The organism is Streptomyces sp. NBC_01092 (genome assembly GCF_045039535.1).
Taxonomy (GTDB): Bacteria; Actinomycetota; Actinomycetes; order Streptomycetales; family Streptomycetaceae; genus Streptomyces.
In genome coordinates this window covers 9696095-9712536 of the sequence record NZ_CP108659.1, presented here as the reverse complement: position 1 = coordinate 9712536, position 16442 = coordinate 9696095, and the positions used below count along the sequence as shown (strand labels likewise).

Here is a 16442-nt window from a genome sequence, read left to right as displayed (position 1 = left end):
CCGCTACCGCCCCATGTTCGGCGCCGCCTCACGCCATGGTGAATGGGCCCTGCTCGCACCTGAGTTGAGGGTCCCGGCTGGGTGAGCCGCACCGACCAGTGCTGGCGTCACCCGTGCGGCCTGGCTCGCGGGCGCATCCGCGGGGTATCACCGGTCCCTCGGTCGTCACCGGCCCGATGATGCGGTACTGGTGCCGAAGGAATGGAGTTCGATGCACTTCGGCCGATACCTGGGGCAGTGGGCGACCACGTGGACAGGGTGCACGCCGTCGACGGGGGTGATGGGCACCGACACATCGGTCACGGAACCGTCGGCGCTGGGCGCGATCCGGGCCAGCGGGACCTCGGCGAGGGAGTCGACCCTCAGCTCGATCCAGGCGCCTGCCACCGCGGGGCCTGCGAGTTCGACGTGGGCGGTGGTGTCCTCGGCCGAGAAGCGGACCCGGTCGTACCGTAGCGAGGACATGGATCCGAGGAGGCGGGTGCCGGGGGTGGCGCCGGTGACGGTTTCCTGCTGTGAGGAGTACTGGTCGGCCCGGACTCCGTTCCGTGCCGAAAGGGTGGGTGAGGGGGAATTCCGTGGCGGCTCCTGCTGCGCGCCGGACGGCTGGTTGCAAGCCGTCAGCAGGAGCAAGCCCGTACCGATGCCGATGAGGAAGCCCGTCACAGCGGCAGCGGTTCGGGAATGGCTGACGAGTACAGGGGGCAAGGAGTGCAGCCGGGATGAGCGCCTCCTTCCGGTGCCGCGTACTCGTTTCGTGCGTGGGGCGGCCCGGCGTGCGCGCGTGCGTTCCGTGGAAGTGTCGGTGGGGGGTTGCCTCAGCAGCCTTGCCAGGAACGGCGGATCGTCCAGCGGTATGGAGATGGCGGCCTTGGCTCGCAGATACTCCCGCCCGGTCCACCACCCCAGCAGGCGGGCCGGCAGTTGTGCTTCAAGTTGTGCGTCGAGTTGGGTGAGGTCTTCGTAGACGCTCATACAGGCCGCACACGCGAGCAGATGGGCCGCGTCGTTCGTAGCGGGTGGCGCACCCTGCCGCGCAGCCAGCCGCTGGATCGCGTCCCTGCAGTCCGGGAGTTCCAGCCGCTCCAGATACAGGTCCGTCCGGGCCTGGCGCAGCGCCCTTCTGGCGTCGTCGCTCCCGCTCCGCACCGCGCGTGAAGGCAGTCCTGTGATACGGGCCGTCAATGCTGGGGCGTCTTGCTCGACCAGTGAATGCCACAGCAGGCATTGCGTGAGGGAAGGGAGTCTCTCGAACGCGACGCCCAGTTGACCGTCCTCGCCCCAAGGCCACCTCGCGCCCGCCTCGACCCAACTGCGGAAGTCCGGCCGCAGGGACTCGCGCTCTTGGTGCCAGTATGCGATTGCGGTGGTGCGGACGTGTCCGAGTAGTTGAACGCGCAGAATGCCGGGATGACGGCGTTCGACAAACGCCTCCCCGGCCTGCATCCGTTGCAACAGCACTTCGAAGACGCGCGAGGTCACCTCCTGTGCGGCAAGCGGGCCTGCCACGCACTGGGAGGCATAGGCCTGCACAGCGGAATAGTGGCGGCGGTACAGAAGCCGGAAGAACTCAAGTTGTCCTTTGCGCGCCCCGAGTATCAAGGCCGCGTCGGCGGGCGGCTGCTGCAGTGGGCGCGGACCGAGGAGTAATTGCATACGAGCCTTTCCACTTGTTGTCAGTTCGGCGGGGTGACGGCCGTGCTCGGAGGCGCGCTCGGTGCAGGTGCCCGGCCTTCGGCGAGGTAGTGGAGTCGTACGGCGTTGTAGTAGTGGTAGGTGAGCACGACCGGCGCGTTCCGCTCCGGAGGTGGCGTGGCGTCTGCCCCGTCCCACCAGTCGAGCATCCCGAGCTGCATCTCGTTCCAGGGCTTCGCGGCGTCGAGTTCGGCACGCAAGAGGTAGCTGCTTTCGCCGCTCGTGCCCGTGAAGGGGTCGAAGCGGAACAGCTGTCCTTCCGCCGTGTAGCGGCACGGGCGCATGGCGACTTCGATGTCGACCGCGTTCCCGTGCAAACGCTGAACGCCTAAGTGGTAGTCGATGCACTCACCGCTGGCTGCGTTGCGCAGGTAGGAGTAGCCCGGCTTCGCCTTGAACGACACAGCCTCCCAGACCTGGGCGCTCCTGCCGTTGCACGGGTTCTGGACAACGCCCGTGCCCGCGGGCTCGACGCACTGGGCGCTGACTCCCGCGTTGCGGAGTGCGCCCGACCAGGTGACCGGTCCGAGTGGAGGTCTCTGGGCCGCCGTGGGTCTCTGGGCCGCTGCCGTGACCGATGCCACGGGCGTCGGTGAGGCTCGGTGCGGTGATGCTGTGGGGGACGGCTTTGGCGTAGGGCCGCTGAGCGTGGGCAGAGGGACGTCGAACCGTGGTGGCGTCCACTCCCCCGGCTCCACCTGCGAAGCCGCCGCCGAGGGTGCTTCGTCCTGACCGTGGACGATCTCCGGCAGGGTGAGGATGGCGAGCCCGAGGACGGTGACGAGGCCACAGGCGACCATCCCGGAGCGAAGCGGTGAGCCGGCCCATGGCCGCTGGTCGATTCGGTCGTCCACCAGGGCGTGGTCGTCAGGCTGTGCAGGAGTCCCGTCGTCGGTGCTCCGGCAGGTCTCGACCATCCGGTGCACGGCATAGACCGGGCCTCCCCACAGCAGGACCCCCATCGGCAGGATGAAACCGAGCTGCTCGTCGATCGCGGTGAGCTCGATCTGCGCCCTGTGGCAGCGGTGGCACTGCGCATGATGCCGGTCCAGGCCCTCAACCGCGCCGTCCTCCGTCTGGCGCGCGGCGATGCTGAGCATGGCGGCGTAAGTGCGGCATGCGTCCGTGGCGGAGTTCCGCTCGTGCGCGGTCAGGTAGGCATCCCGCAGCCCTCGCGCGGCTCGTGACAGGAGCGGACCGACTCCGCTCTCGTCCATGCCGAGCAAGTGACCTACGGAAGCGGCCGGTTCCCGTTCCACCTCGGTGTGCCACAGAACGGCCTGCCAGAGGTCGGGCAGGGAACGGAACGCCGTAAGAACGGCGCTGTCGTCCTCACGGCGGCGTAGGCGGTCCTGAATGCTCTCGGGCTCCGTGCCGTCGGCCGTGCTCGTCTGCGAGTCGGTCAGCCATTGCTGGAAGTCGGAGGACAGCTCGGCACGCCGGGCGGTGTCCGCCCAGTCGGCAGCGGTGCGGCGGACGAGGGTGAGCAGATAGGGGCGCCAGGCGACCGTGGGAGCGCTGCCGGCCCCGGCATCTCTCAGCGCGCGGGTGAATGCCTCCGAGGTGAGATCGTCGGCGCTCTGCGGATCACGGCAGCAGGTGTAGGCGTACGAGAGCACCTGGTCACGATGTTTCCGGTACAACTCCCCCAGCGTGATGTCGAATTCATGGCTCCGCGAAGCGACGGCGTGGACCTCGGTATCAGTGGGTGTTTCATCCTGCTTGTCGAGCATGGAGCAGCAATGCCTTCCAGGTTCCATGAGAGAGGGGTCGGTGATGCGGGCGACGCGCATGATTCATGCGCCGGTATGAGGCAGCCGCCCGGGCTCGCGACCGGTCACGGGGATATGCGCCGTTACTCGGGTACCGGCCGTGGTGCATTCGATCGTGTGCCAGTCGGCGCACGCTCTGACCAGGTCGAGTCCTAGCCCGAAGGAGGCGCGCTGCTCCATGGCGGGGAATCCGGCGTCATCCTCCAGCCTCTGTCCGTTGTCGATGACTTCGACGGTCAGGGCGAAGTTGTCGAAGGTGATCAGCAGAGCGACGTCCGGACTTCCGCTGTGCAGCACGACATTCGTGACCAATTCGCTGACGACGAGCGCGAGCGAGTGGCACGGCCCCTCGGGGATCGCCCATTGCTGGGCTGTATGGCGCGCAAGGCGTCGTAGCTCTCGCACGGTGGCGGGCGTCGACCGAGCGATGCGGAACACCAGACTTGGCACCGGAGCAGGCGCCTTGGCGGGGTGAGGGAATTCGGTGGTGGCCATATCGGACTCCGTTGGAGTGCCCGTTGACAGGCATCGGGGGATCGAGAGATCACTCCGACCGTGGCTGCCACCCGACCGACGGCACAAGCGGGGCACCCGAAATACGGATACGCCATATTCAAGGCGTTTACCCCGCCGGGAGGTGCCGTGGCGGCGCCGGACGCGAGCCCGGGAACCCTGGGAGCCCCGGGAGCCCCGGGAGCCCTCAATGTAACGAGTTGGTGACGCCGCGGGACGTAGTCGCTGAGTCTCGCTCTTCATCGGGCAAGAAGTTCCGCCCCGTCACAGCCAACAGCCTTGGCAGCTGACGGACAGCGGATACCGGACGGACCGGCCCGACCAGCCGGCTCCCGACGGAAGCTCAAGTGCGAGGAACGAAGTAGGGGGACTGCAGTGCGTGAGAGTGAGTGGGAGAAGGCAGTTCGCGGGCCGCTGACGTCGGCAGCGCCGGGCACGTCCGCACTGGTGCTGGTCGAGGGCGAGGCCGGGACGGGCAAGACCAGATTCGTGCAGTGGCTGCTGGCCCTCTCCCAACCCGGCCAGGCCGCACGCCTGATGGTGACCTTCGAGGCGTCGGGTGCTCCCGTCGTCGACGGACCATGCCACCCGAATGACAACGTGTCGGTGAGACCGGAGGCGAGGTCGGGACATCGTCCCGGCGCCACGCAGACCGACGCCCCGGCCGCGTCCCCGTGGTCAGGTCGGCTGTCGGCATCATCTCTGGGGGCGCTGGTGGCGGCCTCGGGCGGCGCCGGTTCCCCCGTGCTTCTGGTGGCCGAGGACGTGCACCGCGCGGATGAGCAGGCCGCTCACGCGCTGCGAACCCTGCTGGCCGATCCCCCGGCCGGACTGCGCGTCGCGATGACCTACCGCCCCGAGGAGCTGGCCCGTCCCGGGCTGGTGCTGGGTGCGCCGGTGGGGTACCCGGCCGAACTGCCGGTGATCCATCTGCGGCTCGGGCCGCTCAGCGCGGCCGACGTGCGGCCGATGGCGGTGGACGCCTTGGGCGATGACCGCTGCTCGGCTCCGTTCCTGACCCGGCTCCACGAGCGGACGGGTGGGATCGCGCAGGTCGTGACCGATGTGCTGGAGGAGCTGAGGGCGGCCGCTCCGCCGCCGGGCCCGAGATCCTCAGGGGCCGTCGGCCGGAGCCGGCTCACTGCCAGGGACGTGGACGAGGCCGAGGTGCCGCTGCGTCTCGCCGAGTCGGTGGCCGGTCGCTTGGCAGCGCTGGACGAGGTGCCGCGGAGCCTGGTGTGGGCGGCGGCAGTTCTCGACGGAACGGCGAGCGAGGACGAATTGGCAGCGGTGGCCGGACTGTCGACGGAGAACGGCCGCGCTTCTCTGGTGACGGCGCTGTGCGCAGGGGTGTTGCACGAGTGGGGGCCTGATCAGTACGGTCTGCGCTCACCGATGGAGGCCGCGGCCGTGTATCGGCTGGTGCCGAGTCCGGTGCGGAGCGAGCTGCACGGTCGCGCCGCGGAGGCCCTGGAAGCCCGCCGTCCGGCGCCATGGGCCCGATTGGCGCGTCATCAGCTCGCGACCGGTCGCACCACGGACTGGATCGAGAGCGTGGGGAATGCCGCGCAGGAAGCGGTCGCGGCGGGCGACCACCAGCTGGCGATCTCGCTGCTCGAGGACGCGCTGGTGCACCCTGAGGCAGTGGAGTCGGACCGGCCTCGGCTGGCCTTGATACTCGCACGCAGCGCGACCATCGGGCTGGGCTCCGGTCAGACGGTGGAACTCCTGCGCCGGATGGTCGAGGACCGGGCGCTGCCCGAGACGGTGCGGGGCGAGATCCGCCTCCACCTCGGACTCTTCCTGGGCAACCAGGCCGGACGGGGCCGCGAAGGGCGGGTGGAACTGCTCAGGTCGGTCGAGGAGTTGAAGAGCTGCCCGGTACTGGCAGCGCGGGCCATGTCGGCCCTGGCGCTGCCCTATTGGTCTTCCGGCCCGCTGAAGGACAACCTCGCCTGGCTGGCGCGGGCCGGGACGACAGCGGCTGAGAGCGAGGATGCCGAGGTCCAGGCGGCGGTCGCGGCGAACCGGGCGACCGTGCTCCTCAGCGTCGGTGACCCGCTCGGGTGGCGCTACTTGGAACAACTGCCCCGGGACAGCGACGATTCGCGGGTCGTCCGGCACACTGCACGTGGCTTGGCCAACGCCGCGGACGCGGCTGTCTGGCTGGGCGAGTACGTGCGGGCACGCGAACTGCTGTCCGAGGCGCCTCAGTTGGCCGCCCGCAGCGGAGCGCCGTATACGCAACGGAACGCGCATTGCACCTCCCTGCTCCTGGACATGTTGACCGGCCGCTGGTCCGGCCTGGCCGGCCGGGCGCGGGCACTGACCCGGGATGTGGACGCCGGATCGGCCCCTGACGGCGATGCCGCCCTGGTGCACGCACAGCTCGCCCTGGCGAAGGGCGAGTGGACCGACGTGGGCAGTTGGCTCTCCAGCACCAATCTGTCCGGGGACGATGGCGCGGTCCCGCTGGTGGCGGCGGCCTCAGGAGTACGCATCAGGCTTGCGCTGGCTCGTCAGGACCCCGCGGCCGCGGCACGCGAAGCAGGCGAGGCATGGGCCAGGCTGCGGGAGAAGGCCGTATGGGTATGGGCGGCCGAGTTGGCCCCATGGGCGGTGGAGGGGACGATCCGGGCCGGGGGGCTGGGCGTCGCGCGAGGGATGGCCGACGAATTCGCCGTTGGCATAGGAGGCAAACGGGCCCCCAGCGCCGTGGCCGCACTGACGTGGTGCCGAGCGTTACTGGCCGAGGCGAGCGGCGAACTCCAAGCGGCAGTGGAGTACTTCCAGCGTGCTCGTACGTGCTACAGCGTGCTGCCCCGGCCCTATGAGGCGGCCCTCGTCGCGGAGGCCGGTGGACGATGCGCTCTGGCAGGCGGCCTGGAGACCGCCGCGGGAATCCAGCAACTGTCCGAAGCCGTACGCGAATTCGAGGTGCTCGGCGCGACGTGGGATGCCGCACGCGTGGGAGCGGAGTTACGGGCCCATCCGGGTACCCATCGGCGGCGTCCCCCCGGCCGCCCCAGCTACGACGGGCGGTTGTCGCCGCGCGAGCAGGAGGTCGCGCAACTCGCCGGTGCCGGCCTGAGCAACCGAGAGATCGCGGCCACGCTGCATCTGTCCCCGCGGACGGTGGAGCAGCATGTGGCGCGCGCCTTGCGGAAGGTGGGTGCGCTTTCTCGGCATGACCTCGCGCGTATGGCCCGCAGCAGCGAGTCGGCCGGATGAACAATCCTCATGTTTTCCCAAGGGCCACAAGGGTGAAGAGAGCAGAAGCCATTCGGAATTCTTGGGTATAGGTAGTCGCGTATCACCGTCTTGCCGATAGGGACCGCAGGGGCAAGATTGGTCGGGAATGTCGTTCCACCTCGTAGTCGGCACAAGAAAGGCCTGTCTCACGCATGTCCGTTGACAGCGAAGTCGCCGCGTCGGACGCCGAACTCGCCCGAAAGGTAAGGGAGCTGGGCTCGGACGCAGCGGTGGAGGAGCTGTACCGACGACATCGGTCGGCGACACTCGCGTACGCCCGCATGTGCTGTCGTGATGCGCACACCGCCGAGGACCTTGCCTCGGAGGCCTTTGCCCGGACGCTGCAAGCCGTACGGCGTGGTGGTGGTCCAGAGGCCGCCTGGCGCCCCTACCTCCTCACGGTTGTCCGCCGCATCGCCGCCGAATGGGCCACTACGGCTCGCCACATCGAGCTGGCGCCCGACTTCGAGCAGTGGCTCGCGAACCTGCCCGAGAACGGCAAGGCGGAAAGCAGTGAGGAGCGGATACTGCGCCTGGAAGACAGCAGCCTCGTGATGAAGGCGTTTCGTTCGCTGCCCGAGCGCTGGCAGGCCGTTCTGTGGCACTCCGTCGTCGAGAACGAGCCGGCCTCAAGGGTCGGCATTCTCCTCGGTGTGGGCGCGAGTGGCGTCGGGTCGCTGGCATCTCGGGCGCGGGAGGGGCTGCGCGAGGCCTATCTTGTCGCGCACGCCGAGAGCGCTTCCTCCAGCGGGGAGTGCCGCCGCTTCACCGGGCTGCTCGGTGCCGCTGTGCGCCGCACCGGCCGCCGCAGGAGCAAGGACCTCGAGCGGCATCTCGCACAGTGCGACCGTTGCCGGGCCGCGCTGATGGAACTTGCCGATCTGAACGCGCGGTTGGGTGCGGCGCTGCCGGTCGGGGTGCTGCTGTGGGGCGGGTCGGGGTATGTGGCGGCCCATTTGGCCGAGGGAGGAGCCGGCACCGCCGGTGGGGCGCTGTTTTCCGGCACACCGGACGGTGGTGCGGGGTGGTGGTCCTGGGTCACGCGCACTCCGCTGCGCTCGGGCGGTCTCGCCGGGGGTGCGGTTCTCGCCGTAGGACTCGCCGTCCTCGTCCTGCCCGCGCCACTCGATGACGACGGCAATGGGTTTCCGCCCGCCCAGTCGACGTCCGGGCCGACCGTTGCCGGCCCGGAGGGCCGAGAGCCCGTGGCACACGAGCCCACACCCTCAACGGACGCCTCCTCCACTGCTGCTCCCCCGACTGAGACCAGCCCCACGCCTGAGGGGCGTCCTTCTTCACCTTCGGTCACCCCGTCAACGACGCCGAAGCCCTCGCCTTCACCTTCGTGGAACGGCATCTACCGGGTGACCAACGTCGGTTCGGGCAAGGTCCTGAACGTTCCGAACGCTTCCCGGGACTGGGGCACGCAGCTCGACCAGCGGTCTTCGGCCGCCGTCGACCATCAGAACTGGCGGTTCACGCCCAATGCCGACGGGACGTACGAGATCGTCAACGCTGCATCCGGCCTGGCGATGAACGTGACGGAGAGTCGGATGAGCAGCGGCACGCCGGTCATCCAATATCCGCTCGACGGTGCGGACAATTCCAAGTGGATCGTGACCGGTGACGGCAGGATCCTCGCCAAGCACAGCCGTCTGTCGCTCACTGTCGCCGGACCGAGCGACGGGGACGTCATTACTCAGGCGGACGACACCGGATCGAAGTACCAGCGCTGGACGATCGGCTGACGGGGCGTTCAGCGGAAATGCCGGTAGCGATTATCGCGGCCAGCATTTCGGTGTTGCCTGAACCGCACGGACGGGTTCCGGTTCGAGGCGGCGCAGGAGTTGGATCGTGAGCAGGTAGCAGATGAGCGTAGTGGCCAGCAGTACTCCTGTGTCGATCAGCCACTGGCCGAGCGTGTGTTGCCAAAGAGGGTCAGTGGCGAGGGGGCGTGTCGTTCCGTCCTGCGGACGGAGTACCTGCTCAAGATCGAGCGTCGCGCCAAGTGCCGCGACGGCCCAGCGTGAGGGCGCCAGCCAGGCCGCCTGCTCGACACCGGGGCTACCGGCGAGTCTGAACGCGATGCCGGAGAACATGTATTGAGCGACAGAGAAGAGAGCCAGCAGTGGCATGGTTCTCTCGGCGGTCTTCACCAGTGACGATGTGACCAGGCCGCACATCATCGATGTGAACCCGAGCAGCATGATGACCAACGTCATCTCGACGGCCGGGGTGCCCTTGATGACGACGCCTTCGGACGGAAGGTCGCGAGGGGCGAGGCTGATTGCGCACAGCACGATTCCCTGCGCGCCCGTGATCAGCCCGAGTACGACGATCTTCGACGCCAAGTAGGCGGATCTGGAAAGACCTGCGGCCCGTTCCCTCTCGTAGATCGCCCGTTCCTTGACCAGTTCGCGGACGGAGTTCGTAGCACCGACGAAGCACATGCTGATGGCGAGAGAAGCGATGATCGTGCCGGCTTCGACGTTCGATGTTCCGTCGGGCGGTTTTCGGAGGCCGAAATCGGCAGGTATGAGGGTGTTGGCCAAACCGAGGACAAGGGGCAGCAGGGTCATCAGGCCGATGAACCCCCTGTCGGAGGCCAGTACGGCCAGGTATCGGCTGACCAGGGTGGACAACTGGGTCGTCCACCGCGGTGGCTTCGGCGGGGCGGCGATCTGCCGGGCCGTGGAGACTTGCGTGTCCGGCGTCCGCAGGGCGGCCGCCAGGGCCATGTACTGGGGCGACTCACGCCACCGACCGGCCCAGTCGTGGCCACTGTGCGCCTCGAAGGCGGAGAAGACATCGGCCCATGTGTCCTGCCCGAAGAACTCCAGTGCCTCCTCCGGGGGACCGAAGTACGCCACGGACCCGCCCGGGGCCAGGACCAGCACCTTGTCGCACAACTCCAGCTCCCGGACAGAGTGTGTGACCACCAGGACGGTCCTGCCGCCGTCGGCGAGTCCCCGCAGTAGGCGCATGACATCACGGTCCATGCCCGCGTCCAGGCCGGAGGTGGGCTCGTCCAAGAGCAAGAGCGAGGGCCTGGTCAGGAGTTCCTGGGCGACTGAAACACGCTTGCGTTGCCCGCCCGAGAGCGTGGTGACGGTTTGGTCGGCGTGGAGGTCGAGTTTGAGGTCACTGAGAACCTCGTCGACCCGGCGGTCGCGCTCCGCGGCGTCGGTCTCGCGGGGGAAACGCAGCGTTGCGGTGTGACGGAGCGCGGTCCGTACCGTGAGCTGTGGATGGAGAACGTCCTGCTGGGGGACGATACCGATCTGGTGACGCAACTGGGCGAAACTCCCAGGGAGGTTATGCCCCTCATAGCGCACCTTGCCCTTGGCGTTCCGCTGGTGACCGGTCAAGGCCCGCAGCAGGACGGACTTTCCGGAACCGGACGGTCCGATCACCGCCGTCATGGATTTCGGGGGCGCCTCGAAGCTGACTCTGTCCAGCAGCCTTCTTGAGCCCCTGCCGCATTTGACCTTGACGGTGAGTTGCCGGGCGATCAACGACGACGCCTCGTTCGCGTCGCCGCGGACCTCGGCGGCGCCTGCGAAGCGCAGTTGCACACCGTCGGCGGCGTCCCCGACGGTGAACACTGCACCGTCGGTGATCGTGGCCAGCGTGATGCGCCGGCCCTGGGCGTATGTGCCGTTGGTGCTGTCCAGATCCTGCAGGACCCAGGTCTTGCCGTCCCAGTGGATCTGAGCGTGCCGCCAGGAGATGAACGCCTCCTGGCATGGAATGTCCGCATGCGGATCCCGACCCAACACGTATGTCTTCGCAGTGTCGAGTGCTTCGGTGATCCCATTGAATTCCATCACGAACTCTGGAATTCCGTTCCTCACGAATGTTGTCTCCCGGCCGGTCAGCCCAACGGCGATGACACTCTTGACTGGTGTGCGTGCATGGAGCCGCCCGGTGTCGTCACGCCGGGGGAGGTCGTTTCGACACCGGGCGGGTGTGTCTCGCGCCTGGCTCGCGGGGCGGGGGACACATCGCGGGACGCGCCGGGCATGTTCCCGCACACGCGACGACGACTCGCTCCCGTCGTCACCGCGCCGAGTTCGGGACGGCGCGCCTGGGCGATGCAACGAACCTAGGCTCGGCGCACAGCAGTTGCCCATCCGTGACGGTGAATCACGGCTACGCAATTAACCGACGCAGCGACCCTGCCGGCGAGCGATGGCCCGGCCGGGTCGTCTCCCTGCTCAGCCGATCGTCAGTATCCGGGCCTTGCTCGGCACTCCCTGAGCGTCGAGCGCGAACAGCATGTACGTCCCCGGCAGGGCTATGCCCGGGTCGGCCGGGATGTCGACCTCGTACGAGGTAGCGCCCGTGGCCCGGAATCGCAGAGGCACGCGTCGCTGGTCGTTGTCGGTGGAGTGAGTCGCGGCGCCGGCACGTACGAGGGCGAAGGACGCGACAGCCTTGTCCGTGGTGACCGACAACTGGCTGCCGTTTCCCGCCCGGGCGGGCACCTCACCGGTGATGGCGGGACGGGGCTTCTCGCTGCCGTCCGCGTTGAGCAGGTAGGGCGGGGTGAAGATCGCGCCGTCCAGGTGGTTCGTGGCGCAGTCCCCGCACAGTCCCCCGCCGCCGGAGAAGATCCGGCCGTCCGGAAGGAGATTGGCGACGCTGTGGTAGTTGCGCGGCAGGGCCATCGACGCAGCGGGCGTGAACTTCCCGGTGGCCGGATCCCAGATTTCCGGGGTCATGACGGACGTCGCGTCGCTGAACGGTACCGGGTAGGACTGTCCGCCGAACACCGCGACCTTCCCGTCCGGCATGACCACGCTGTTGCTGAACGCGCGCGCGAAGCGCATGTCCCCGGTGCGGGCGCTCACCGGCGCTCCGCTGCCGCTCGCGTCGACGGTATGGGCACGGTTCGTGGCTTTGACGTTGTCGTATGCGGTGGCGCCGCCCAGGGTGAGCAGTTTGTCGATGTCGTAGGCGACCGCGTTGCCGTTCATGGCGTCCTGGCTGTCGGCACGGGTCCCGGCCGGGGTGATGGTCCCGGTGCCGGTCGTGGTGATCCAGTTCATCTGCTTGCTCGGGCCGAGTTGCAGCACCCGGCCGCCCGAAGTGGCGTGCAGCCACTGGTGGTTGTCCGCCCGGTAGGGACCCGCCGGGTCGGCCGTCATGGTCGAGGTGACGGGAACACCGGGCAGGGTGCGCCACGTTCCCGTGGCGGGAGACCACACCTCGGCGTTCTTGCCGCCCGCGCCGCCGCTCCAGGACCCGCCCAGGACGAAGGCCTCGCCGTTGGACAGCAGGGTCATCGCCTGGTAGCCGCGGGGTATGTGCATGTCCGCGGTCGACGTCCAGGCGTCCGTCGCCGGGTTGTAAATGCTGGCGCGTTCCGCGTTGCTGCCGCCGGTGACCAGGACGCGACCGTCGGACAGGATGGCGATCCCCGGGCAGAACATGTCGTGTCCGGTGTTGTCGATGCGCCGCTGTGTGACCTGGCCGGTCGTCAGGTCCAGGATGGCGGTCTGGGTGTAGCCATTGCTGCCGCCGAACCGATCGACCCCGTAGGCCGACCAAGCGAGCAGTTTGTTGTTCGGCAGGACGGCGGTGGCCACCGGGACCAGCGGGAAGCCCTTCACCGGACCCCACGCACCCGCGAGGGCGGGATCCGCCGGGCCGGCCAGCCGGACTTCGGCCGCCGAGGACCAGGGGCCGCGGCCGCCCGCCTCCGTGGTGGCGGTCAGCCGCACATACCGGGCCGTCACCGGCCGGATGAACGAGGCGCCCTTGATCGTGTCGCTGTCCGCCCAGGTACCGGAGGCCACCGGAGCACCGAAGGAGGCACCATCCGTGCTGGTGGTGACGGTGAAGGCGCCGATCCGGCCGTTCACGCCCACCTGACGCGGCTGATAGGTGAGCTGGGAGACGGTGTGGGGTGTCTTCATGTCGATGGTGATGCTGTGCGGCAACGGAGCGGGCGTTCCCGACCACTTGCTGTGCCAGATGGTGGAGGCATCCCCGTCCAGCACGTGGGCGGCGCGTCCGTTCTCCGCGGCGCTCTCCTCGTCGCCGGCCGTGGCGGTCCAACCCTCGCGCGACAGGTCGACGACACCGGCGGTGGTACCGGGATCGCCGAGCAGGTCGAGTTCCGACGCGGACGTCCACGGACCCCGTCCGCCCGCTTCGCTCAGAGCCGTCAGCCGCACATACCGGGTGCCCTGCGCCGCGAAGGACAGCGTCTTGACCGTGGCGTCGTCCGCGAGAGTGCCGGTGGCCACCGGTGCGCCCCACGTCCGGCCGTCGTCGCTCAACCGGATCTCGTACCTGCCGATACGGCCGTTGGGGCTGCCGGCCCGCGGCCGGTAGACGATCGCCGACACCACGGCGGTGCTGTGCATGTCGATGGTGATGCTGTGCGGCAACGGAGCGGGCGTTCCCGACCACTTGCTGTGCCAGATGGTGGAGGCATCCCCGTCCAGCACGTTGGCGGCGCGTCCGTTCTCCGCGGCGCTCTCCTCGTCGCCGGCGGTCGCCGTCCACCTGTCCCGTGACAGCACAGGTGCGGCGGGTTGCATCGCGGCAGCGGGCGCCACCCCGTGGTGCGGGGCGAATCCCGCACCAGCAGGGCCGGGCACCCTTGAACTGTCGGCCTCGGCGTCACGCTGGCCAAGGCCGACCAGAGGGAGCAGGGCAGCGGCCACGGCCAGCACCGCGACGAGGGTGAGAGTGCGGGAACCTAACAGGGAACGCCATGGCTGACGGGATGAGCCGGATCTTCGACCACGCGGTATGCGCACGATGATGTTCTCCGAAGGTGAGAAGGCGCCATCGGGGCGCGCTTGCACTGCGAATGTGGACGTGCCGCTGACAAGCCGTACGAGTCAGCGTGACGAGCTTGTCCACCGCAACCCACGAAGACAATCAGGAGACGGTCACCACGGATACGCAATGATCGCGAGCATGCCGTGCATGACTACTCTGGTCCGCATAGGCAGGCTCTCCCCCCTCACGCAAGCCCCTTGCGCTTGAGGTACCGGGCGCGCCCGTGGCGGCCGATGCGCTCCATGAGGGGAATGGCACGGTTCGACAGGCCGGGCGAGAGCGCCATCGTCCTCGTGACGATGCTGTCGGTGTACGGCAGGAAGACCTCCAGTCGTCGGGTGCGCAATGCGCGCGCGTAGCCGCGTACGACATGGTCGATGGAGAGGACCTTGCTGACGAAGTTGAGGGTGCTGCCCCCGTCGAGGGTCTCGCGCTGGAGCATGCGGGTGTCCACACCGCTGGGGTAGATGCCGCTCACGGCGACACCGGTGCCGCGCAGTTCGGCGGAGAGCGCGCTGAGGAAGGCCCGCAGTCCGGACTTGCCGGCCGAGTAGACGGCGGAACCGGGCAGCGCCAGTACGCCGCCCATGGACACGGTCGCCAGCACATGGCCCCGGCCGCGTCGCCTCATCCCCTCCACGGTCGCGGCGATCAGTTGGACCGGGCTCTTCAGCAGCACCGAGAGCTGTGTGTCGAGGTCCTGGTGCGTGGCGTCGGCGACATCGCCGGGCACGATGACACCGGCGTTGCAGACCAGCACGTCCAGCCGGTCGGACCACTCCTCGCGGACACGCGTGCACAGCGCGGCGACCTGATCGCGGTCGGAGAGATCGCACCCCACCGGGATGGCGCCCTCGTGGATGGCACGCGCCGCTGCCACGGCCGCGCTCTCATCGATCTCGACGGCGATGACGCGGTACCCGCGGTCGGTGAGCAGACGCGACACCCCGAGCCCGATACCGCCACCCGCACCGGTGACCAGGGCGAGAGGCGTGGATTCAGCCGCGGACATGGAGGGACCCCTTCCGGCCGGGAGCAGTGCGTACGGCGTCGAACATCCCGGGCGTCAACGGCGCCCAGCCCATCCGCCTGGACAGCGAGCGGAGGTACTTCTTGTACGCCCGCACCTCGACGTAGGCCGCGTGCCGGTCGGACCCGACGAACTTGATCCCGCCCGACAGGTCGGGGAGGTCCTCACGGATGAGTCGCTCGAAATCCCCAGCGCGTCCCGGCCGTTGGATCTGGTCGTCCAGGTGCTGGGCGATGACATGGGAGATGCGGTCGAACAGCGTGTACGCGCTGGAGTTGACCTCCAGGTAGCCGAGCCCGAAGAGACCACGCCGCTCCCGGCTGAAGGCGTTGAGGTACATCTGTGGCCGGCCGCCCTTCCAGCGGAAGTAGTCGACGGGTACGTACGGGATGCTCGTGTCGTAGCCGGTGGCACACACGACGAGGTCGACCCGCTCGCGGGAACCGTCGGTGAACACCACCTCGCCGCCGTCGAGATGTGCGACGCCCGGCTTGGCCGTGATGTCGCCGTGCTGGAGATGGTGCAGCAGCTGGGTGTTGAGCAGCGGATGCGACTCGAACAGACGGTGGTCGGGGCGGGGCAGGCCCCAGCGGGTCACGTCGCCGATCATCACCCGGCGGACGATCCCGTAGACCAGGCGCCCGGCCCAGAGCGGCGCCCACTCGTCGGTGTGGTCGGAGGGCTTGCCGAACATGTGCTTGGGGATGAAGTGGTAGCCGCGCCGTGTGCTGATGAAGGCGGCGTCGGCGTTCGCTGCGGCGTCGCAGGCTATGTCGGCACCCGAGTTGCCGAGCCCGACGATCAGCACGCGCCGCCCGCGGAACACCGACGGGTCGACGTACCCGACGGAGTGCATGACCTGCCCGTCGAACTCCCCCGGCAGCTCGGGCATCCTGGGGTCCCACGTCACCCCGGAGCAGCAGACGACCGCCCGCGCCCGCGTCGCGCCGGTCGCGGTCTGAACCGTCCAGGCGCCGTCCTCGCGCTGCTCCACCGACTCGACGGCGGTGTTGAAGCGGATCGCCTCACGCAGCCCGAACTCGTCGGCGAACGAGTGTGTATAGCGCAGGATCTGGTCGTGCGAAGGGTAGTCGGCGAACTCCTGCGGCATCGGATGGTCGAAGAAACCCGACTTGTCGCGGGACGAGATGAAGTGCGCCGAGCGGTACATGGGCGTACCGGGGTTGTCGAGGTCCCAGATGCCGCCGACATCGGAGTGCCGTTCGAACTGGACGTATGGCGTTCCGAGCCGCTTGAGCGCCCGCGCCATGGACAGCCCCGCGGGGCCGGCGCCGATGATCGCGACGGGCAGATCGGCATGGACCGGGCTCGAGTGTGCGCGTGTGGTCACTGTGGCCACCTCTCCGTCAGAGCGTGCCAAT

10 protein-coding genes are annotated in these 16442 nt (G+C 68.7%); 3 read left to right on the top strand and 7 right to left on the bottom strand.

The window, feature by feature from the left end; translation table 11 throughout:
* Nucleotides 1-165 precede the first annotated feature (165 nt).
* Nucleotides 166-1149, bottom strand: coding sequence for a hypothetical protein (locus OG254_RS43895; RefSeq protein WP_405593332.1), 984 nt, complete (start codon nt 1147-1149; stop codon nt 166-168).
* Nucleotides 1150-1410: 261 nt separating this feature from the next.
* Between OG254_RS43895 and OG254_RS43890 the strand changes: the two genes are divergently transcribed.
* Nucleotides 1411-1650 (top strand): hypothetical protein, encoded by a 240-nt coding sequence (locus OG254_RS43890; RefSeq protein ID WP_405593331.1) that lies wholly within the window; start codon nt 1411-1413, stop codon nt 1648-1650.
* A gap of 26 nt (nt 1651-1676) precedes the next feature.
* Here OG254_RS43890 and OG254_RS43885 read toward each other — a convergent pair whose 3' ends face one another.
* Nucleotides 1677-3338 carry a sigma-70 family RNA polymerase sigma factor gene (locus OG254_RS43885; RefSeq protein ID WP_405593330.1) on the bottom strand — a complete coding sequence of 554 codons (1662 nt, stop codon included), beginning with the start codon at nt 3336-3338 and terminating at the stop codon, nt 1677-1679.
* Between the two features lie 153 nt (nt 3339-3491).
* The gene (locus OG254_RS43880) at nt 3492-3962 is read right to left on the bottom strand and encodes an ATP-binding protein (protein ID WP_405593329.1); all 471 of its coding nucleotides are present in this window, start codon (nt 3960-3962) and stop codon (nt 3492-3494) included.
* A gap of 393 nt (nt 3963-4355) precedes the next feature.
* On the opposite strand from OG254_RS43880, the gene OG254_RS43875 reads away from it, so the two are divergent.
* Entirely contained in the window at nt 4356-7211 is a 2856-nt protein-coding gene (locus OG254_RS43875) for a LuxR C-terminal-related transcriptional regulator (protein ID WP_405593328.1), read from the top strand.
* 173 nt (nt 7212-7384) lie between these two features.
* Nucleotides 7385-8980 carry a sigma-70 family RNA polymerase sigma factor gene (locus OG254_RS43870; RefSeq protein ID WP_405593327.1) on the top strand — a complete coding sequence of 532 codons (1596 nt, stop codon included), beginning with the start codon at nt 7385-7387 and terminating at the stop codon, nt 8978-8980.
* 30 nt (nt 8981-9010) lie between these two features.
* On the opposite strand, the gene OG254_RS43865 is transcribed toward OG254_RS43870, so the two are convergent.
* The 4 genes from OG254_RS43865 to OG254_RS43850 form a co-directional block, all read right to left on the bottom strand.
* Nucleotides 9011-11059 carry an ATP-binding cassette domain-containing protein gene (locus OG254_RS43865; RefSeq protein WP_405595561.1) on the bottom strand — a complete coding sequence of 683 codons (2049 nt, stop codon included), beginning with the start codon at nt 11057-11059 and terminating at the stop codon, nt 9011-9013.
* A gap of 390 nt (nt 11060-11449) precedes the next feature.
* A complete protein-coding gene (locus OG254_RS43860) occupies nt 11450-13918 on the bottom strand; it encodes a discoidin domain-containing protein (RefSeq protein ID WP_405593326.1) in 2469 nt (822 codons plus the stop codon).
* Nucleotides 13919-14214: 296 nt separating this feature from the next.
* Entirely contained in the window at nt 14215-15042 is an 828-nt protein-coding gene (locus OG254_RS43855; protein WP_405593325.1) for an SDR family NAD(P)-dependent oxidoreductase, read from the bottom strand.
* Nucleotides 15029-16411: a flavin-containing monooxygenase gene (locus OG254_RS43850; protein WP_405593324.1), complete on the bottom strand. Its 1383-nt coding sequence runs from the start codon at nt 16409-16411 to the stop codon at nt 15029-15031. The genes OG254_RS43855 and OG254_RS43850 overlap by 14 nt, the downstream gene beginning before the upstream one ends.
* Nucleotides 16412-16442: the final 31 nt, after the last annotated feature.

Coding starts and splice junctions, on each gene's coding strand:
- OG254_RS43890 (WP_405593331.1), top strand. CDS start 1,411: ATGACGGCGTTCGACAAACGCCTCCCCGGCCTGCATCCGTTGCAACAG.
- OG254_RS43880 (WP_405593329.1), bottom strand. CDS start 3,962: ATGGCCACCACCGAATTCCCTCACCCCGCCAAGGCGCCTGCTCCGGTG.
- OG254_RS43870 (WP_405593327.1), top strand. CDS start 7,385: ATGTCCGTTGACAGCGAAGTCGCCGCGTCGGACGCCGAACTCGCCCGA.
- OG254_RS43865 (WP_405595561.1), bottom strand. CDS start 11,059: ATGGAATTCAATGGGATCACCGAAGCACTCGACACTGCGAAGACATAC.
- OG254_RS43855 (WP_405593325.1), bottom strand. CDS start 15,042: ATGTCCGCGGCTGAATCCACGCCTCTCGCCCTGGTCACCGGTGCGGGT.